Annotated in this window: 17 protein-coding genes; 7 read left to right on the forward strand and 10 right to left on the reverse strand. The window is 60.5% G+C overall.

Annotation, left to right across the window (positions count from 1 at the left end; genetic code table 11):
• Positions 1-16 precede the first annotated feature (16 nt).
• From mazG to BK662_RS28380, 7 genes are all read right to left on the reverse strand, one after another.
• The gene (mazG, locus tag BK662_RS28350) at positions 17-850 is read right to left on the reverse strand and encodes a nucleoside triphosphate pyrophosphohydrolase (protein ID WP_123360285.1); all 834 of its coding nucleotides are present in this window, start codon (positions 848-850) and stop codon (positions 17-19) included.
• A gap of 134 nt (positions 851-984) precedes the next feature.
• Positions 985-3,228 (reverse strand): GTP diphosphokinase, encoded by a 2,244-nt coding sequence (gene relA / locus BK662_RS28355; protein WP_038979473.1) that lies wholly within the window; start codon positions 3,226-3,228, stop codon positions 985-987.
• A gap of 128 nt (positions 3,229-3,356) precedes the next feature.
• Complete coding sequence (gene rlmD / locus BK662_RS28360) at positions 3,357-4,709, reverse strand: 23S rRNA (uracil(1939)-C(5))-methyltransferase RlmD (protein ID WP_123360286.1); 1,353 nt, start codon at positions 4,707-4,709, stop codon at positions 3,357-3,359.
• The gene (gene cysM, locus BK662_RS28365; protein WP_007899067.1) at positions 4,709-5,611 is read right to left on the reverse strand and encodes a cysteine synthase CysM; all 903 of its coding nucleotides are present in this window, start codon (positions 5,609-5,611) and stop codon (positions 4,709-4,711) included. The genes rlmD and cysM overlap by 1 nt, the downstream gene beginning before the upstream one ends.
• A 114-nt stretch (positions 5,612-5,725) precedes the next feature.
• Positions 5,726-6,718: a PDDEXK nuclease domain-containing protein gene (locus tag BK662_RS28370; RefSeq protein WP_311196294.1), complete on the reverse strand. Its 993-nt coding sequence runs from the start codon at positions 6,716-6,718 to the stop codon at positions 5,726-5,728.
• Positions 6,715-8,145, reverse strand: a complete 1,431-nt coding sequence (locus BK662_RS28375; protein WP_123360287.1) for a sensor histidine kinase — start codon at positions 8,143-8,145, stop codon at positions 6,715-6,717. The genes BK662_RS28370 and BK662_RS28375 overlap by 4 nt, the downstream gene beginning before the upstream one ends.
• Entirely contained in the window at positions 8,132-8,854 is a 723-nt protein-coding gene (locus BK662_RS28380) for a response regulator transcription factor (RefSeq protein ID WP_123360288.1), read from the reverse strand. The genes BK662_RS28375 and BK662_RS28380 overlap by 14 nt, the downstream gene beginning before the upstream one ends.
• A 215-nt stretch (positions 8,855-9,069) precedes the next feature.
• Here BK662_RS28380 and BK662_RS28385 point away from each other — a divergent pair, with 215 nt between their 5' ends.
• Together BK662_RS28385 and BK662_RS28390 are read left to right on the forward strand one after the other, a co-directional pair.
• The gene (locus BK662_RS28385) at positions 9,070-11,820 is read left to right on the forward strand and encodes a response regulator (protein ID WP_123360289.1); all 2,751 of its coding nucleotides are present in this window, start codon (positions 9,070-9,072) and stop codon (positions 11,818-11,820) included.
• A 74-nt stretch (positions 11,821-11,894) separates the two neighbouring features.
• Positions 11,895-12,884 (forward strand): 2-hydroxyacid dehydrogenase, encoded by a 990-nt coding sequence (locus tag BK662_RS28390; protein ID WP_123360290.1) that lies wholly within the window; start codon positions 11,895-11,897, stop codon positions 12,882-12,884.
• Between the two features lie 5 nt (positions 12,885-12,889).
• Here the strand turns inward: BK662_RS28390 and BK662_RS28395 are convergent, their stop codons facing one another.
• Positions 12,890-13,270, reverse strand: a complete 381-nt coding sequence (locus BK662_RS28395; RefSeq protein WP_123360291.1) for a hypothetical protein — start codon at positions 13,268-13,270, stop codon at positions 12,890-12,892.
• A gap of 134 nt (positions 13,271-13,404) precedes the next feature.
• On the opposite strand from BK662_RS28395, the gene BK662_RS28400 reads away from it, so the two are divergent.
• Both BK662_RS28400 and BK662_RS28405 read left to right on the forward strand, forming a co-directional pair.
• Positions 13,405-13,839, forward strand: a complete 435-nt coding sequence (locus BK662_RS28400; protein WP_123360292.1) for a hypothetical protein — start codon at positions 13,405-13,407, stop codon at positions 13,837-13,839.
• Positions 13,839-14,243, forward strand: a complete 405-nt coding sequence (locus BK662_RS28405; RefSeq protein WP_123360293.1) for an META domain-containing protein — start codon at positions 13,839-13,841, stop codon at positions 14,241-14,243. The genes BK662_RS28400 and BK662_RS28405 overlap by 1 nt, the downstream gene beginning before the upstream one ends.
• A 95-nt stretch (positions 14,244-14,338) precedes the next feature.
• Here BK662_RS28405 and BK662_RS28410 read toward each other — a convergent pair whose 3' ends face one another.
• Positions 14,339-14,806, reverse strand: coding sequence for a TlpA family protein disulfide reductase (locus BK662_RS28410; RefSeq protein ID WP_123360294.1), 468 nt, complete (start codon positions 14,804-14,806; stop codon positions 14,339-14,341).
• A gap of 114 nt (positions 14,807-14,920) precedes the next feature.
• Here BK662_RS28410 and arsC point away from each other — a divergent pair, with 114 nt between their 5' ends.
• From arsC to BK662_RS28425, 3 genes are read left to right on the forward strand one after another with little or no spacing between them, the layout of a single operon-like run.
• Positions 14,921-15,274 carry an arsenate reductase (glutaredoxin) gene (gene arsC / locus BK662_RS28415; RefSeq protein ID WP_052966616.1) on the forward strand — a complete coding sequence of 118 codons (354 nt, stop codon included), beginning with the start codon at positions 14,921-14,923 and terminating at the stop codon, positions 15,272-15,274.
• Positions 15,271-15,867, forward strand: a complete 597-nt coding sequence (gene wrbA / locus BK662_RS28420; RefSeq protein WP_008011647.1) for an NAD(P)H:quinone oxidoreductase — start codon at positions 15,271-15,273, stop codon at positions 15,865-15,867. The genes arsC and wrbA overlap by 4 nt, the downstream gene beginning before the upstream one ends.
• A 1-nt stretch (position 15,868) precedes the next feature.
• Positions 15,869-16,294, forward strand: a complete 426-nt coding sequence (locus BK662_RS28425; protein WP_123360295.1) for a DUF2069 domain-containing protein — start codon at positions 15,869-15,871, stop codon at positions 16,292-16,294.
• A gap of 99 nt (positions 16,295-16,393) precedes the next feature.
• On the opposite strand, the gene BK662_RS28430 is transcribed toward BK662_RS28425, so the two are convergent.
• Entirely contained in the window at positions 16,394-17,068 is a 675-nt protein-coding gene (locus BK662_RS28430) for a DNA-3-methyladenine glycosylase I (protein WP_123360296.1), read from the reverse strand.
• Positions 17,069-17,103 lie beyond the last annotated feature (35 nt).

A 17,103-nucleotide genomic window follows, 5' to 3' on the forward strand; every position in this document is an offset into this window, starting at 1 on the left:
TCACTTAGGCAACTGCTCAACCGCAGCTGGGCAAATTCTTTTCCTGACGTTTGGCTTCGCCCCACAAGGCGTCCAACTCTTCGAGGGTGCAATCTTCTATGGGACGGTGGGTATCGCGCAATGCCTGTTCGATAAATCGGAAGCGTCTTTCAAACTTTGAGTTCGCACCGCGCAGTGCGGTTTCCGGATCGACCTTGAGGTGTCGCGCCAGATTGACCACGGAAAACAGCAGGTCGCCAACTTCATCGGCAATCGCCGCCGAGTCATTGTCGGCCATGGCTTCGAGCACTTCATCGAGCTCTTCGCGAACTTTGTCGAGCACCGGCAAGGCGTCCGGCCAGTCGAAACCGACCTGCCCTGCGCGTTTCTGCAGTTTTGCCGAACGGGACAGCGCCGGCAACGCGGCAGGCACGTCGTCGAGCAAGGATAACTGCTCCGGCGCCGAAGACTTCTCGGCCCGCTCTTCAGCCTTGATCTCTTCCCAGCGTTGCTTGACCTGTGCCTCATTCAGACGCGGCACATCCAGCGGCGCGTACAGATCGCCGGCAGGAAACACATGAGGATGACGGCGGATCAGTTTGCGCGTGATGCTGTCGACCACGCCATCGAACTCGAAGCGCCCTTCTTCCCGAGCCAGTTGGCTGTAATAAACCACCTGGAACAGCAAGTCGCCCAACTCACCCTGCAGGTGATCGAAGTCACCGCGCTCGATCGCGTCGGCGACTTCGTAGGCTTCCTCAAGGGTATGCGGGACGATGGTCGCGTAGGTTTGCCTGATATCCCACGGGCAGCCGTACTGCGGGTCGCGCAGACGGTTCATCAGGTGCAGCAAATCTTCAAGTGAATACATCTATCAATCTCTGCGAGAACCTGTGGGAGCGAGCCTGCTCGCGATTGAGGAGGGACAGGCAACACATATGTTGAATGTCAGACCGCTTTCGCGAGCAGGCTCGCTCCCACAGTGGATCAGTGCAAGACATGCCATCAAGGCGTGCGGTTACGGCGGGTTTCGATGATGTTCGGCAACTGGGAAATCCGCCCCAGCAACCGCCCCAGCGCATCCAGCCCCGGAATCTCGATGGTCAGGGACATCAACGCCGTGTTGTCCTCTTTGTTCGAACGGGTGTTGACCGCCAGCACGTTGATCCGCTCGTTGAGCAGCACCTGCGACACGTCACGCAGCAGACCGGAACGGTCGTAGGCGCGAATGATGATGTCCACCGGATAGGTGAGCACCGGCACCGGCCCCCAGCTGACCTGAATTATCCGCTCCGGCTCACGCCCGGCCAGTTGCAGCACCGAGGCGCAGTCCTGACGGTGAATGCTCACGCCACGGCCCTGGGTGATGTAACCGACGATCGCATCCCCCGGTAGCGGCTGGCAGCAGCCGGCCATCTGTGTCATCAGGTTGCCGACACCCTGGATCTGAATGTCGCCGCGCTTGCCCGGTTTGTAGCCAGTAGCTTTGCGCGGGATCAGTTCCAGCTGTTCGTTACCGCGTTCCGGCTCGACCAGTTGCTGCGCCAGGTTCACCAGTTGCGCCAGGCGCAAATCGCCTGCACCCAACGCGGCGAACATGTCCTCGGCGGTCTTCATGTTGGCCTTCTCGGCCAGCTTGTCGAAGTCCACCTGCGGCAGGCCGAGGCGATTGAGTTCGCGCTCAAGCAAGGTTTTACCGGCCGCGACGTTCTGATCGCGGGCCTGTAATTTGAACCAGTGAACGATCTTTGCCCGCGCCCGCGAGGTGGTGATGTAACCCAGGTTCGGGTTCAGCCAGTCGCGGCTCGGGGTGCCGTGCTTGCTGGTGATGATCTCGACCTGTTCACCGGTTTGCAGGCTGTAGTTGAGCGGCACGATCCGCCCGTTGATCTTGGCGCCGCGGCAGTTGTGACCGATTTCGGTATGCACGCGGTAGGCAAAGTCCAGCGGGGTCGCGCCCTTCGGCAAGTCGATGGCGTGACCGTCCGGGGTAAAGATGTAGACCCGGTCCGGCTCGATATCGACCCGCAGTTGTTCGGCAAGACCACCAATATCGCCCAGCTCTTCGTGCCACTCGAGAACCTGACGCAGCCAGGAAATTTTCTCTTCGTAGTGGTTCGAGCCGGACTTGACGTCGGTGCCCTTGTATTTCCAGTGGGCGCAGACCCCCAGCTCGGCTTCTTCGTGCATCGCATGGGTGCGGATCTGCACTTCCAGCACTTTGCCTTCAGGGCCGATTACCGCGGTGTGCAGCGAGCGGTAGCCGTTCTCTTTCGGGTTGGCGATGTAGTCGTCGAACTCTTTCGGGATGTGTCGCCACAGGGTGTGGACGATGCCGAGCGCGGTGTAGCAGTCGCGCATTTCCGGCACCAGCACGCGAACCGCGCGCACGTCGTAGATCTGGCTGAACTCCAGACCCTTGCGCTGCATTTTGCGCCAGATCGAATAGATGTGTTTGGCACGGCCGCTGATATCGGCATCGACGCCGGTGGCCTGCAACTCGTCTTTGAGTTGGGTCATCACGTCGGCGATAAAGCGCTCGCGATCCAGCCGTCGCTCGTGGAGCAACTTGGCGATCTGCTTGTACTGATCGGGCTCAAGATAGCGGAAGGACAAGTCCTCCAGTTCCCACTTGATATGACCGATACCGAGGCGGTGGGCCAGCGGCGCGTAAATGTCGAAGACTTCACGGGCGACGCGGTTGCGCTTCTCGTCGTCAGCGGTTTTCACCGCGCGGATCGCACAGGTGCGCTCGGCCAGTTTGATCAGCGCGACGCGCACGTCGTCGACCATCGCCACGAGCATTTTGCGCAGGTTTTCGACCTGGCCCTGAGTGCCCAGCACCAGGGATTGACGGGGGCTCAGGCTGGCGCTGATCGCCGCCATGCGCAACACACCGTCGATGAGTTTGGCGACCACAGGACCGAAACGCTGGCTGACCGCCGGCAACTGGATCTGGCCTTCGCGCACGCCGCGGTACAGCACGGCAGCGACCAACGAATCCTGGTCGAGTTTGAGGTCGGCGAGAATCTCGGCGATCTCAAGGCCCGTGCGGAAACTCGAGGTCCCTTCGGACCACAGATTCTTCGCCGCATTGGCTTGTTGTTCGGCCTCGCGAGCGAACTCGCAGGCTTCCTTCAAGGCTTCGCGATCCAGTGCCGCATCGACACTGACCGCATGATCGAGCCAAGCCTCGAGGTTGATACTGCCGTCAGTGTTGATCGGCTGGTGTGCTCTCACCTGTACCATCTTGCTTTACCTTCCCTACGACGCAGATTCAATGCGTCAAATCGCTGACCTTTGCTGCCCGTGTGCACTCGTGGGGCTAAGACGAATGCGCTTTGCACGAGCGGGTCAGTCGGACCAGACGAGCCGTCCTAGCTCGCTTCAAATAACGCCATGGCCTCGACATGCGCCGTTTGAGGAAACATATCGAGAATCCCGGCACGTTTTAACCGGTAGCCCTGCTTGATCAATTCGACCGTGTCGCGCGCCAGCGTTGCAGGGTTGCACGACACATACACCAATCGTTTGGCGCCCAGGGACGCAAGCTTGCGCACCACCTCGAAAGCGCCGTCGCGAGGAGGGTCCAAGAGTACCGCACAAAAGCCTTCATCGGCCCATTCGGCATCGGCCAAAGGCTGGGATAAATCGGCCTGAAAAAACTTCGCATTATGCAGATTATTGCTGACAGCATTCGCGGCGGCACGCTCGACCATCGCCTGCACACCCTCCACCGCCACGACTTCGCGAACGGTTTTGGCCAGCGGCAAGGCAAAGTTGCCCAACCCACAAAACAGATCCAGAACCCGTTCATCAGATTTCGGCGCCAACCATGCCAACGCCTGGGCGACCATCGCTTCGTTGACCCCGGCGTTGACCTGGATGAAATCTCCCGGCCGATACGCCAGGTTCAAGTCCCACTGCTCAAGGCGATAGCCCAGCGACTGATCGGCCTCGACCGGTTGCGGTTCGCCGTTGCCATGCAGCCACAACTGGGCTTCATGGAACGCGCAGAATTCCTTGAGTATGGTCATGTCGGCTTCGGACAACGGCGCCATGTGCCGCAGCAATACCGCCAATGACGAACCGCTGAACAACTCCACATGCCCCAGCGCCTGAGGTTTGCTCAAGCGCCGCAGCATCTCCGGCAAGCGGGTCATGATCGGTTGCAAGGGCTGTACCAGCACCAGGCATTCGTTGATGGCGACGATGTCCTGACTGCCGGCAGCGCGGAAGCCGACTTCGAGTTTTTTCGCTTTCATGTCCCAACGCACCGCCACTCGGGCGCGACGACGGTAGCCGAATTCCGGACCGCTCAACGGCGCTGCCCACTCTTCAGGTTCGACACCGGCAACCCGCGACAATTGCTCGGCGAGCATGCGCTGTTTCAGGGCGAGCTGTTCGTTGTGGGGCAAATGCTGCACGCTGCAACCGCCGCAGCGAGCGGCATGAGCGCACGGTGCCGGGCGGCGCAATTCACTGGCCTGGAACACGCGCTCGGTGCGCGCCTCGACCACTTTGCCGTGGGCACCCAAGACCCGCGCCTCGACGTCTTCACCGGCCAATGCGCCGATGACGAACCAGGTGCGGCCTTCGAAAAACGCGATACCGCGACCGTCATTGGCCAGGCGCTCGATGGTCAAGCGCTGCTTTTTGCCGGTCGGGACTTGCGGGGCCTTGCTGCCGCCCGTGGGCTGGAAGCGCAGGCCTCTCTCTTGCTTGGCCATCAGTTGGGCGCGTCGAAAATGCCGGTCGACAGGTAACGGTCGCCACGGTCGCAGATGATCGCGACGATCACCGCGTTTTCAACTTCTTTGGACAGGCGCAGCATTGCCGCCACGGCACCGCCTGAAGACACGCCGCAGAAGATGCCTTCTTCGCGGGCCAGACGACGGGTCACGTCTTCGGCTTCGCTTTGCGCCATGTCGACGATCCGGTCCACGCGCTCGGCCTGGTAGATCTTCGGCAGGTATTCCTGCGGCCAGCGACGGATGCCCGGAATCGCCGAGCCTTCCATCGGTTGCAGCCCGATGATCTGCACGTTGTCGTTCTGCTCTTTCAAGTAGCGCGAAACGCCCATGATGGTGCCGGTGGTGCCCATCGAGCTGACGAAATGAGTGATGGTGCCTTCGGTCTGGCGCCAGATTTCCGGACCGGTGGTGGTGTAGTGCGCCTCGGGGTTGTCACCGTTGGCGAACTGATCCAGCACCTTGCCACGACCTTCGGCTTCCATTCGCTGGGCGAGGTCGCGAGCGCCTTCCATGCCTTCTTCCTGGCTGACCAGAATCAGCTCGGCGCCATAGGCCGTCATGGCGGCTTTACGCTCGGCGCTGGAGTTGTCCGGCATGATCAGGATCATCTTGTAACCCTTGATCGCGGCAGCCATCGCCAGGGCGATCCCGGTATTGCCCGAGGTCGCTTCGATCAGCGTATCGCCGGCGTGGATCTGCCCACGCAATTCGGCGCGGGTGATCATCGACAGCGCCGGACGGTCCTTGACCGAACCCGCCGGGTTGTTCCCTTCAAGCTTGAGCAAAAGGGTGTTGCTGGTGGCGCCAGGCAGGCGCTGCAAACGGACCAGCGGAGTGTTGCCGACGCAATCGGCGATGGTTGGGTACTGCAAGGTCATGGCGTATTCGCAATCCAGACTGCGGGGGCGCCTATCATACCGGCAAACGTGCGCAGGCCATATCACGCAAAGTAAGGGACTTATGGCTAATGGGAATAAGCAGTCTCAGCGGGTTCAGGATTCCTCTGCTTGCGCGACATTCAATGCATAGAACTCATGCAATTTGGCCTGCAATAGCTGTTTGTCCGGTAGCTGGACTTGATACTCAGCAATCAATGCAGGCGACAAGCTGCGGTTAAGGGCGTATTCGACCACCTCGTCATCCTTGCTGGCGCAGAGCAATACACCAATGGCCGGGTTCTCATGGGTTTTGCGCTCCTTGCGATCCAGCGCTTCCAAATAGAAGTTCAGCTTGCCCAAATACTCCGGTTTAAAACGACCGACCTTAAGCTCAATGGCTACAAGACAATTAAGACCACGGTGGAAGAACAGCAGATCCAGGGCAAAATCACACCCACCCACTTGAAGCGGATACTCGGAACCGACAAAGCAAAAATCGCGGCCGAGCTCGCTCAGGAATTCTTTGAGGCGCGCCATCAACCCTTTATGCAGATCAGTTTCGGCATGGCCACTCGGCAGGTCGAGAAAGTCGAGCATGTAAGCGTCGCGGAATATCTCAAGCGCTGCCGGGTGGGCTTGTCTCAGCACTGCTGAGATTTTTGCTGGTTGGGTCACGCTTCGTTCGAAGCGTGCGGTCTTGAACTGACGCTCTAGTTCGCGCTTCGACCATTTTTCCTGAACTGCCAAACGGACGTAGAACTCCCGCTCTTCCGGCCGTTTACTCTGGCTGAAAATGATCAGGTTGTGCGACCAGGACAATTGTCGCACCAGTGGTGCGACTTTCTCTTCAGCGTGATAAGTCTCATAGAACTGGCGCATGCGAAACAAGTTCGACCGGGTAAAACCACGCAACCCAGGTTGAGACGTGGCCAGATGCTCAGCCAATTGACTGACCACAGAATCGCCCCATTCGGCTTTTTCCAGCTTGCGACTGATGTAAGCACCCACCTGCCAATACAGCTCGATCAGCTGGGTATTCACCGCCTGCATGGCTGGAAGAGCCGCATCGCGAGCAGGCTCGCTCCCACAGGAGTCGAGGTTGATCACACTATCTGTGGCCTACACACACCCAATGTGGGAGCGGGCTTGCCCGCGATGGCGTCATCGCTTACACCGTCATCATCCGCCAATAACCGCATATTCAACCGCAACCCTGCCCCGCTGTTCTCCGCCCACAAACGCCCACCCTGCCTCTGCACCGCATTCCTCGCGATGCTCAACCCAAGCCCGAAGCCCCCATCCCCCGGGCGCGAACCATCGAGCCGGATGAACGGCGAGAAGATCCGTTCAAGATCCTCGTCAGCCACCCCGCCACCCTCGTCTTCCAGCCACAGGTGCCAGAAGTCGCCATCGCGCCGACCACCGAGCCTCACGACACCGCCCTTGAGTGAATGACGAATGGCGTTGCGCAGAATGTTTTCCAGCGCCTGGGCCAGGGTATTGAGATGGCCGCGCACCCAGCAGGATGCATCCACCGCACAGTGCAACTGACTCGCCGGCCAGCCACTTTCATAGCAGGCGTTTTCCGTGAGCATTTCCCACAAGGCCTGGACCTGGATCGCTTCATCGGGCAACGGCGCGCGCTCGGTGTCGAGCCAGGCGAGTTGCAGGGCATCCTCGACCAGACGCTGCATGCCGTCGACTTCCCGGCCAATCCGTTCGCACAGTTGCCCCAGGTCCTGCTCGCTTTCGCTGGCCACCCGCAGCCGACTCAGCGGAGTGCGCAATTCATGGGACAGGTCGCGCAGCAGTTGCTGTTGCAGGGCCACCGTGCTTTGCAGGCGCTCGGCCATGTGATCGAAGGCCCTGCCCAATTCCCCCAATTCATCCGAGCGGTTGGTGGTGCGGCTCGATAAACGCACAGTCAGTTGGTCGGCGCGCCAGGCGTTGGCCTGTTCGCGCAGGCTGTTCAATGGAACGACCAGCAATCGATACAGCCCCACGCACAGCAGCAGGGTGAACAGCCCGGGAATCACTCCGTTGGTAATCACTCGCCAAAACACCCGGTAGCGTCCGGGCATGAAACGCTGAGGCAATTCGATCACCAGGCTGCCGACAGACGGGTCGTTGGGAAACGGGATTTTCAGCCATGGCAGGCCCTGGTGACGCCGACTCACCGGCCAATCCAGACCGCGCAAAAAGGTCAGGCGCTGGATTTCCTGGTTGGCCAGCGGATAGCTGCTCAAGGATTGCAAGTCGCCACCAATGACACCGACCCAAGTCGACTCGTGCTGACCGACACGCCGCAACCAGGCATCAATACCTGCACTCTGCTGTTCGTTCCACGCCCGCTCCGCCTCGGCGGCGTAGCGCGTCAGGGTGCCCCGGGCCTCGTCGGACAGGAACAGGTTTTTCTTTTCCATGTAGCGGCCCCAGGACCAGCTCAACCAGATCATCAGCAGACAGAACGCCACCAACAAGCAAGCCAGTTTCCAGAACAGTGAATGCCGGCCCGGCACGTCAGACCATTTCATCGGCCGCACTCAATACATACCCCTTGCCCCAGACCGTACGCACTTCGCGCTCGGTGTAACCGATGGCCTTGAGCTTGCGGCGAATCTGGCTGATGTGCATGTCGAGGCTACGGTCATGGGGCGCGTAACCACGCTGCAATACCTGCTGATACAGGAACGCCTTGCTCAGTACTTCATCACTGTTGCGATTTAATGTATCCAGCAACCGATATTCGCTGCGAGTCAGGCCGGCCGCGTGTTCGCCCAAAAAGACCTCGCACCGTTCATCGTCGAAACGCAGGCTGTCCATCGCAGGGGCAATCGGTGCCGGCGCCGGCCGCCGATCGAGCGCCACCCGCCGCAGGATCGCCTCGATGCGCACCCGCAACTCGGCCATGCTGAAAGGTTTGGGCAGGTAATCGTCGGCGCCGAGGCGAAAGCCACTGATGCGATCCGCCTCCGCGCCCAGCGCCGACATCAGCACCACCGGCGTGGAATGGCTCTGGCGCAGTTGGGTCAGCACCGCCAAGCCATCCAGCCCCGGCAGCAGAATATCCATCAACACCACATCGAAGGGTTGCTGGCGGGCAATGGCCAACCCTTCCTGACCGTTCTGGCACCAGGTCACCTGAAAACCGCAGCGCCCCAGATGCTCATGGACATAAGCACCGAGTACCAGATCGTCTTCGATGGAGAGGATGCGGGGATGGCCGACAGAGATGGGAGTCATGAGTATCTGCAAATAATTCTCAGTTGCCGATTATTCAAGATTGCCCCACCAGGGGCAAGCCAAGGTTTGTCCCCTGCGAGCAAAGCATTGAACTGGCCGACGAATGACGACATCAATTTTACGAAGATTGCCCGCATGCAAATCGCTACACTGCGCAGGTGACGCGTGCCGGACGCATGTGCAGGCCAATAAACAGCTGGATGCGGGAGAGATGCGTGCTCAAGAAACTGGGAATTAAAGGCCGCGTGCTGTTGCTGACTCTGTTGCCGACCACCCTGATGGCGCTGGTCCTGGGCGGCTATTTCACCTGGATGCAGCAATCGGACCTGCAATCCCAACTCATGCAGCGCGGCGAAATGATTGCCGAACAGTTGGCGCCGCTGGTGGCCCCGGCCATGGGTCACAAAGACAACGACCTGCTGGAACGCATCGCCACCCAGTTCCTGGAACAAACCGACGTGCGCGCGGTGACGTTCCTCGCCCCCGACCGCACACCGCTGGCCCACGCCGGCCCGACCATGCTCAATGAGGCCCCTCTGGGCAACGGTTCACAGCTGCTGCGCCGCAGTGGCAATGACGCCACCCGCTATCTGCTGCCGGTATTCGGCAAGCACCGCAACCTGGCCGGCGACCTGATCCCCGATGAAGCCGACCGCCTGCTGGGCTGGGTAGAACTCGAACTGTCACACAATGGCATGTTGCTGCGCGGTTACCGTAGCCTGTTCGCCAGCCTGCTGCTGATCGGCGCAGGACTGGTCGGCGCGGCGCTGTTGGCGTTGCGCATGGGCCGGACCATCAATCGGCCGTTGAGCCAAATCAAACAAGCCGTGGCACAGCTCAAGGACGGCCATCTGGAAACCCGCCTGCCACCCCTCGGCAGCCAGGAGCTGGATGAACTGGCGTCCGGTATCAACCGTATGGCCGGAACCCTGCAGAACGCTCAGGAAGAATTGCAAAACAGCGTCGACCAGGCCACCGAAGACGTGCGTCAGAACCTGGAAACCATCGAAATCCAGAACATCGAGCTCGACCTGGCGCGCAAAGAAGCGCTGGAAGCGAGCCGGATCAAATCCGAGTTCCTGGCCAACATGAGCCATGAAATCCGCACACCGCTCAACGGCATTCTCGGCTTCACCCATTTGCTGCAAAAAAGCGAATTGACACCGCGCCAGCTCGATTACCTGGGCACCATCGAAAAATCCGCCGACAGCTTGCTGGGGATCATCAACGAGATTCTCGACTTCTCGAAAATCGAGGCCGGCAAACTGGTGCTCGACCATATTCCGTTCAACCTGCGCGACCTGCTGCAAGACACCTTGAACATCCTTGCCCCGGCCGCCCACGCCAAAGAGCTTGAGCTGGTGAGCCTGGTTTATCGCGATACGCCATTGTCGCTGGTGGGCGATCCGCTGCGGCTCAAGCAGATTCTCACCAACCTTGTGAGCAACGCGATCAAGTTCACCCGCGAAGGCACCATCGTCGCCCGGGCCATGCTCGAAGAAGAGCATGAAGACAGCGTGCAACTGCGCATCAGCATTCAGGACACCGGCATCGGTCTGTCGAATCAGGACGTGCGCACCTTGTTCCAGGCCTTCAGCCAGGCCGATAACTCGCTGTCCCGGCAACCTGGCGGCACCGGCCTGGGGCTGGTGATTTCCAAACGCCTGATCGAGCAGATGGGCGGCGAAATCGGCGTCGACAGCACACCGGGTGAAGGTTCGGAATTCTGGATCAGCCTGAGCCTGCCCAAAACCCGCGACGACGCCGAAGACCTGCCCGGCCCACCCTTGCTCGGACAACGGGTGGCGGTGCTGGAAAACCATGAGCTGGCCCGTCAGGCCTTGCAGCATCAACTTGAAGACTGCGGCCTGGTAGTCACGCCGTTCAACACTCTGGAAAGCCTGGCCAATGGCGTAACCGGCGCTCATCAGACCGATCAGGCCATCGGTCTGGCAGTGCTCGGCATCACCAGCAATGATATGCCGCCGGAGCGCCTCAACCAGCATATCTGGGACCTCGAACACCTGGGTTGCCGAGTGTTGGTACTGTGCCCGACCACCGAACTGACGCTGTTCCACCTCTCGGTGCCCAACCCCCACAGCCAGCTGCAGTCCAAACCGGCCTGCACGCGCAAACTGCGCCGGGCCTTGTCGGATCTGGTCAACCCGCGCCAACAGCGCAGCGACCCCGGCGAGCCGCTTTCCAGTCGCGCGCCGAAGGTCCTTTGCGTCGACGACAACCCGGCCAATCTGCTGCTGGTACAAACCCTGCTCGAAGACATGGGCGCCAAGGTGCTCGCGGTGGAAAGCGGTTATGCCGCGGTCAAGGCGGTGCAGAACGAGACCTTCGACCTGGTGCTGATGGACGTGCAGATGCCCGGCATGGACGGCCGCCAGAGCACTGAAGCCATTCGTCAGTGGGAAAGCGAGCGACATTGCACGCCGCTGCCGATCGTTGCCCTTACCGCCCACGCGATGGCCAACGAAAAACGTGCGTTGCTGCAAAGCGGCATGGACGACTACCTGACCAAACCCATCAGCGAACGGCAACTGGCACAAGTGGTGTTGAAATGGACCGGCCTGGCGTTGCGCAATCTGGGTCCGGAGCGCTCCAGCGAAAGCCACAACGGTAATGATTTGCAGGTGCTCGATCACGATGAAGGGCTGCGCCTGGCGGCCGGCAAGGCCGATCTGGCGGCGGACATGCTGGCAATGCTGCTGGCTTCCCTGGAAGCCGACCGCGAGGCCATCCGCGTCGCCCGTGAAGCCAATGACCAGAATGCCCTGATCGAGCGAGTCCATCGCCTGCATGGGGCGACCCGTTATTGCGGCGTCCCGCAACTGCGCGCAGCCTGCCAGCGCAGTGAAACCCTGCTCAAGCAACAGGACGCAAAAGCCCCCGGCGCGCTGGAAGAACTCGAACGAGCCATCAATCGCCTGGCGGCCCATGCGCGTATCAATGCCTGATGCAGCGCAATAACGCTGGGCACCTTGAAGGCTAAGCTCAACGCATTCCGGCTTGAGACTTCCAGGAGGACAGCATGCGCACGATTCTTTTCAGCAGCCAGACCTACGACCGCGACAGTTTTCTGAGCACCGACCTGCCCGCCGGCATCGAGCTGCATTTCCAGCCGGCGCGACTGAGCCTCGACACGGTGGCGCTGGCGGAGCATCACGAAGTGGTCTGCGCCTTCATCAATGATGACCTCAGCGCTCCGGTACTCGAACGTCTGGCCGCGGGCGGCACACGCCTGATTGCCCTGCGTTCGGCCGGTTACAACCATGTCGATCTGGCGGTGGCCAAGCGCTTGGGGCTGGCGATTGTGCGGGTTCCGGCCTACTCCCCTCACGCGGTGGCCGAACATGCGGTGGCGCTGATCCTGGCGCTTAATCGTCGCCTGTACCGTGCCTACAACCGTACTCGCGAAGGGGATTTCAGCCTGCACGGGCTGACTGGTTTCGACCTCGTGGGCAAGACCGTCGGCGTCGTCGGCACCGGACAGATCGGCGCGACCTTCGCGAAAATCATGAATGGCTTCGGCTGCCAGTTGCTGGCCTGTGATCCTTATCCGAACCCACAGGTCGAAGCGCTCGGCGCGCGCTACCTCAGCCTGCCGCAACTGCTGGCCGAGTCGCAGATCATCAGCCTGCATTGCCCGCTCAACGAACAGAGCAAACACTTGATCAACAGCGAGTCACTGGCACACATGCAGCCCGGCGCGATGTTGATCAACACCGGGCGCGGCGGTCTGGTGGACACGCCGGCGCTGATCGATGCGTTGAAGGACGGCCAATTGGGCTATCTGGGGCTGGATGTTTATGAAGAGGAGGCGCAGCTGTTCTTCGAGGATCGCTCCGACCTGCCGCTACAGGACGATGTGCTGGCGCGCCTGCTGACCTTTCCGAATGTAATCATCACGGCACACCAGGCCTTCCTCACCCGCGAAGCCCTGGGCGCGATCGCCGCGACCACCCTGCAGAACATCGCGGCCTGGGCGGCCGGTTCGCCACACAACCAGGTCGAGAGCTGAGCGGCTCAGACCTTGGACAAAAGGATCATCAGGGCCAGCCAGCCGAAGCCCAGCAAGCGCTGCCCCAGCGAATGGCCGCGACGCAGCAGGAACCAGACAAAAAATGGCGGCAGAAAGAAAATCATCAATTTCAACCAGAGTTCCACGGGGCGCGGCCCGCCCGGTGCCGGGATCTCTGCCTCGACTGCGGCTTTACGTTTGCGCCCGAAAGCGGCCGGGGTCACCCTGGGCACGCTTTCATTGGTCGGTAAACGCCCGAAAGAAAGAGGGGCCTGCGTTGCCGTCGACGTAGCCGCTTCTGCCACCGAAGGAGCACCGCAATGAATGCAAGCAGGCGCCGTGGAGCTGATGCGTTGCTTGCACTCAAAACATTCGATCAACGCCATTTCTGTTCCTTAGAGATGCAAAAGCGGCAGTGTGCCATGAGTCAGCAGGTAATTCGAACCAGATCGAAGGTCACATGCCCGCACCATGCTGCGTTCATGCCCGTGCTAGCATATCGCGCATATTTGGAGGACCCATGGTCGAACACGATTTCCGCTACAGCCTGATGAACCCGCAACACACCCTCACCGAATGCCGCGCCCTCGTGCCGGGGCGTTATCAAGTCACCGGCAACGGCGGCTCGATTCGTAATAACGACGTGCTGGTAGTGACCCTTAAAGGCAGCAAGGACTTGTCCATGCGCCTGACGGTCGAAACAGTTCGCCATCTGATCAACCCGCCGGGCCAATGGATCGCGGTGGCCAGTGGTCCGGTGTTCGGCGAACTGGCGATCCACACCTGGAAAGTCAACTGCGACAGCTGCGCCAAAGAGCTGAGCTTTGAGTTCGCGGTCGACGCCAAGCTGGGCAACAAGGCCGAAAAACCGGCGGCCACTGCACGGATTGCCGAGCTGGGCTGGGCCACCGTTGCTGACAAGCACCTGTGCAAGAAGTGTCAGGAGCCTGCGTGATGAAACGCCTTGCTCTGACCGCCATGGCCGGCGCCAGTCTGTTGGGCTGCGCCGCCGAACCGGTGCAATTGCAACAAAACCGCAGCTACATTCTGGAATGGATCGGCGAACGTCCGCTGATGGACTACAGCCACCTGACCATCACCCTCGATGAAGACGGTCGGGCCTATGGCAACGGCGGCTGCAACCACTGGTTCGCGCCGTATACCCTGGAAGGCGACAAGTTGAGCTTCGGCAAAATCGGCAGCACCCGCAAAATGTGTGCGCCGGCGTTGATGGAGCAGGAGAAACGCTTCCTGCAGGCGCTGGAAAACGTGCAGCGCTGGGATGTTTCACCGATCGACCAGATGCGCTTCTGGCCGGCGCAAGGCAAACCGTTACGCTGGTGGCTTGAAGAGGGTTAACACCCTAAAAGATCGCAGCCTTCGGCAGCTCCTACATGGATTGCCGAACACCTGTAGGAGCTGCCGAAGGCTGCGATCTTTTTCTCAACAACAACTCAATTTTTAGCCTGCAACGCCTCAAGCTTCGCCATCACCCCCGCCGCCGTCTGTTCCCCCATCAACTGTTCCCGCACCTTGCCCTTGTTATCGATGATGTAAGTCACCGGCAGCGCTTCACTGCGCGGCAACTCGAAAAGGTCGGCCGGGTCCTGGGCCAGCACAGTGAATTTGATCTCCAGTTTCTCGCTGGCGCTTTTCAGCTCTTCACCCTGCACATTGTCGAAGTTGACCCCGAACACGCCGATCTTCTTGCCCTTGAGCTGCTCGGCCAGAACATTCAACTCAGGAATCTCGGTACGGCACGGGCCGCACCATTCGGCCCAGTAGTTGAGCACCAGCCATTGTTTGTCCAGACGCTCGGCGGCGACTTTGTGACCGTTCTGGTCGACGCCATAGTCGTTGCCGCAGCCCCCCAGCAATAACGCCCCCAAGATCGCCAATGCCGCTGCCAGTCGCCTTGTCATGTCTCAATCCTTGTCAAAAATAGAATGCACCTGCGACCCATCGCCTCCCAAGGTTCTGGATTACGCGCCGCACAGTTAGAATAGCCGCCACCTTACGCAAGATGCGACCCGCACATGACCGATCTGACGCTTTATCACAACCCGCGCTGCTCGAAATCCCGCGGTGCGCTTGAACTGCTCGAAGCCCGTGGCCTGGCCCCGACCGTGGTCCGCTACCTGGAGACCCCGCTGGACGCCGCGCAAATCCAGAGTCTGCTGAGCAAGCTCGGCATCAGTGCCCGACAATTGCTGCGCACCGGCGAGGACGAGTACAAAACCCTCAACCTGGCCGACAGCAGCCTGAGCGAGGCGCAATTGATCGCCGCCATCGCCGCGCACCCGAAACTCATGGAGCGCCCGATTCTCGAAGTCGGCGATAAAGCCATCATCGGCCGTCCGCCGGAGAATGTGCTGGAGTTGCTGCCGTGAGTGCGCCGTACATTCTGGTTCTGTATTACAGCCGCAGCGGTTCGACCAATGAAATGGCCCGGCAGATTGCCCGTGGTGTCGAGCAGTCCGGTATGGAAGCGCGCCTGCGCACCGTGCCGGCGATCTCCACTGAGTGCGAAGCCGTATCGCCGGACATTCCCGATGAAGGCGCGCTGTACGCCAGCCTCGACGACTTGAAGAACTGCGCCGGCCTGGCCCTCGGCAGCCCGACCCGCTTCGGCAACATGGCCGCACCGTTGAAGTACTTTCTCGATGGCACCAGCAATCTGTGGCTGACCGGTGCCCTGGTGGGCAAACCGGCCGGGGTCTTCACCTCCACCGCGAGCCTGCATGGCGGCCAGGAAACCACGCTGCTGTCGATGATGTTGCCGTTGCTGCACCACGGCATGCTGATCACCGGCCTGCCTTACAGCGAATCGGCGCTGCTGGAAACTCGCGGTGGCGGCACGCCTTACGGCGCCAGCCATCACGCCGGTGCCGATGGCAAAAGCGGTTTGAATGAACACGAAGTTGCGCTGTGCCGGGCCTTGGGCCTGCGGTTGGCAAAAACTGCGCAAAAGTTGGTGAGCTGAGATGGCCAAAAAGCCGAAAATCCTGCCTTCCATCGAATGGCTCGAACCGCGAGTACGGGCGATGCGTGTCATCAGCCTGCTGTGCTTTTTCGGCCTGGTGGGACTGCTCTGCGCCTACTACCTGATATTCGCCGACCTGCACGGCGCGCGGCCTTGGGTGATTCTGCTGATCGAATTGGTGCCGCTGCTGTTGCTGGCGCCGGGGATGATCGTCGGCAGCGCCCGTGGGCATTCGTGGATGTGTTTTGTGGTGAACCTGTATTTCATGAAGGGCGCATTGGCCGCGTATGACCCGAACCGGCAGCTGTTCGGTTTACTGGAGATGGGCGCGAGCCTGGCGGTGTTCTGCTCGGCAATGTTGTATGTGCGGTGGCGGTTTCAGTTGAATCGCAAGTTGGCGGGTGAAGGCGAGCCCAGCGTCGCGTGACAGGACGCCATCGCGAGCAGGCTCGCTCCCACAGGGGATTTGTGAACGACACTAATCCAATGTGGGAGCGAGCCTGCTCGCGATGCGGGCGACTCGGTCTCAATGATTCACGGTGTACGCCAGCATCATCGAAATCTGGCTCATCGGCCGCCCACCGCTCTGTTCATGCCACTGATTGAATACATCCTGCACTAACGCCAGGTCCCGCTGGCTGCTCGGCACCTTGTCGACGATCTTCTGCGCACTCAGCGCCGCCACCACATCGTAGCTCGGCACGAAGGTGTCCTTGCCCACCATCCGCAAGAATCGCGGTGCCGATAACCCGCCTAACTGGTGCCCGTGTTTTTTCAGGTAGGTCCACAAGCCGACGATATCGGTCACCGGCCATTCGGCGATCAACGCGCCAAAACTGCCCTTCTCATGGGCCACGTCCAGAATGAACTGCGCATTGCACGGCACGCTCTTGAGCTTGCCCAAGTGGCGGATGATCCGCGCGTCCTGCATCAAGCGCTCCAGATGTTCGGCGCTCATCAGCACGACTTTTTCCGGGTCGAACTTGAAGAACACCTCTTCGAACGCCGGCCACTTGGCGTCCACCAGGCTGTGCTTGAGCCCGGCGCGGAACACCCGCAACGCCATGGTCGAAAGGTAGCGATCATCGCTGATCTTGCGCAATTGCGCCGGGGTCTTGGGAACGGGCAGATGGGCTTCCAGTTCAGCCGCCGAACCGAAGCGGTTCAAGCAGTATTCGTTCAGCCACTTGTAGTCGCGCATGCCCTCTCCTGAGGATTGAAATGAAAACGGCGCCT

The sequence above is a fragment of the Pseudomonas frederiksbergensis genome, from assembly GCF_003732275.1.
GTDB lineage: Bacteria > Pseudomonadota > Gammaproteobacteria > Pseudomonadales > Pseudomonadaceae > Aquipseudomonas > Aquipseudomonas frederiksbergensis_H.

Coding starts and splice junctions, on each gene's coding strand:
- BK662_RS28390 (WP_123360290.1), top strand. CDS start 11,895: ATGCGCACGATTCTTTTCAGCAGCCAGACCTACGACCGCGACAGTTTT.
- cysM (WP_007899067.1), bottom strand. CDS start 5,611: ATGACCTTGCAGTACCCAACCATCGCCGATTGCGTCGGCAACACTCCG.
- mazG (WP_123360285.1), bottom strand. CDS start 850: ATGTATTCACTTGAAGATTTGCTGCACCTGATGAACCGTCTGCGCGAC.
- BK662_RS28375 (WP_123360287.1), bottom strand. CDS start 8,145: ATGAAATGGTCTGACGTGCCGGGCCGGCATTCACTGTTCTGGAAACTG.
- BK662_RS28410 (WP_123360294.1), bottom strand. CDS start 14,806: ATGACAAGGCGACTGGCAGCGGCATTGGCGATCTTGGGGGCGTTATTG.
- BK662_RS28395 (WP_123360291.1), bottom strand. CDS start 13,270: ATGGCGTTGATCGAATGTTTTGAGTGCAAGCAACGCATCAGCTCCACG.
- rlmD (WP_123360286.1), bottom strand. CDS start 4,709: ATGGCCAAGCAAGAGAGAGGCCTGCGCTTCCAGCCCACGGGCGGCAGC.
- arsC (WP_052966616.1), top strand. CDS start 14,921: ATGACCGATCTGACGCTTTATCACAACCCGCGCTGCTCGAAATCCCGC.
- relA (WP_038979473.1), bottom strand. CDS start 3,228: ATGGTACAGGTGAGAGCACACCAGCCGATCAACACTGACGGCAGTATC.
- BK662_RS28380 (WP_123360288.1), bottom strand. CDS start 8,854: ATGACTCCCATCTCTGTCGGCCATCCCCGCATCCTCTCCATCGAAGAC.
- BK662_RS28430 (WP_123360296.1), bottom strand. CDS start 17,068: ATGCGCGACTACAAGTGGCTGAACGAATACTGCTTGAACCGCTTCGGT.
- BK662_RS28405 (WP_123360293.1), top strand. CDS start 13,839: ATGAAACGCCTTGCTCTGACCGCCATGGCCGGCGCCAGTCTGTTGGGC.
- BK662_RS28400 (WP_123360292.1), top strand. CDS start 13,405: ATGGTCGAACACGATTTCCGCTACAGCCTGATGAACCCGCAACACACC.
- BK662_RS28425 (WP_123360295.1), top strand. CDS start 15,869: ATGGCCAAAAAGCCGAAAATCCTGCCTTCCATCGAATGGCTCGAACCG.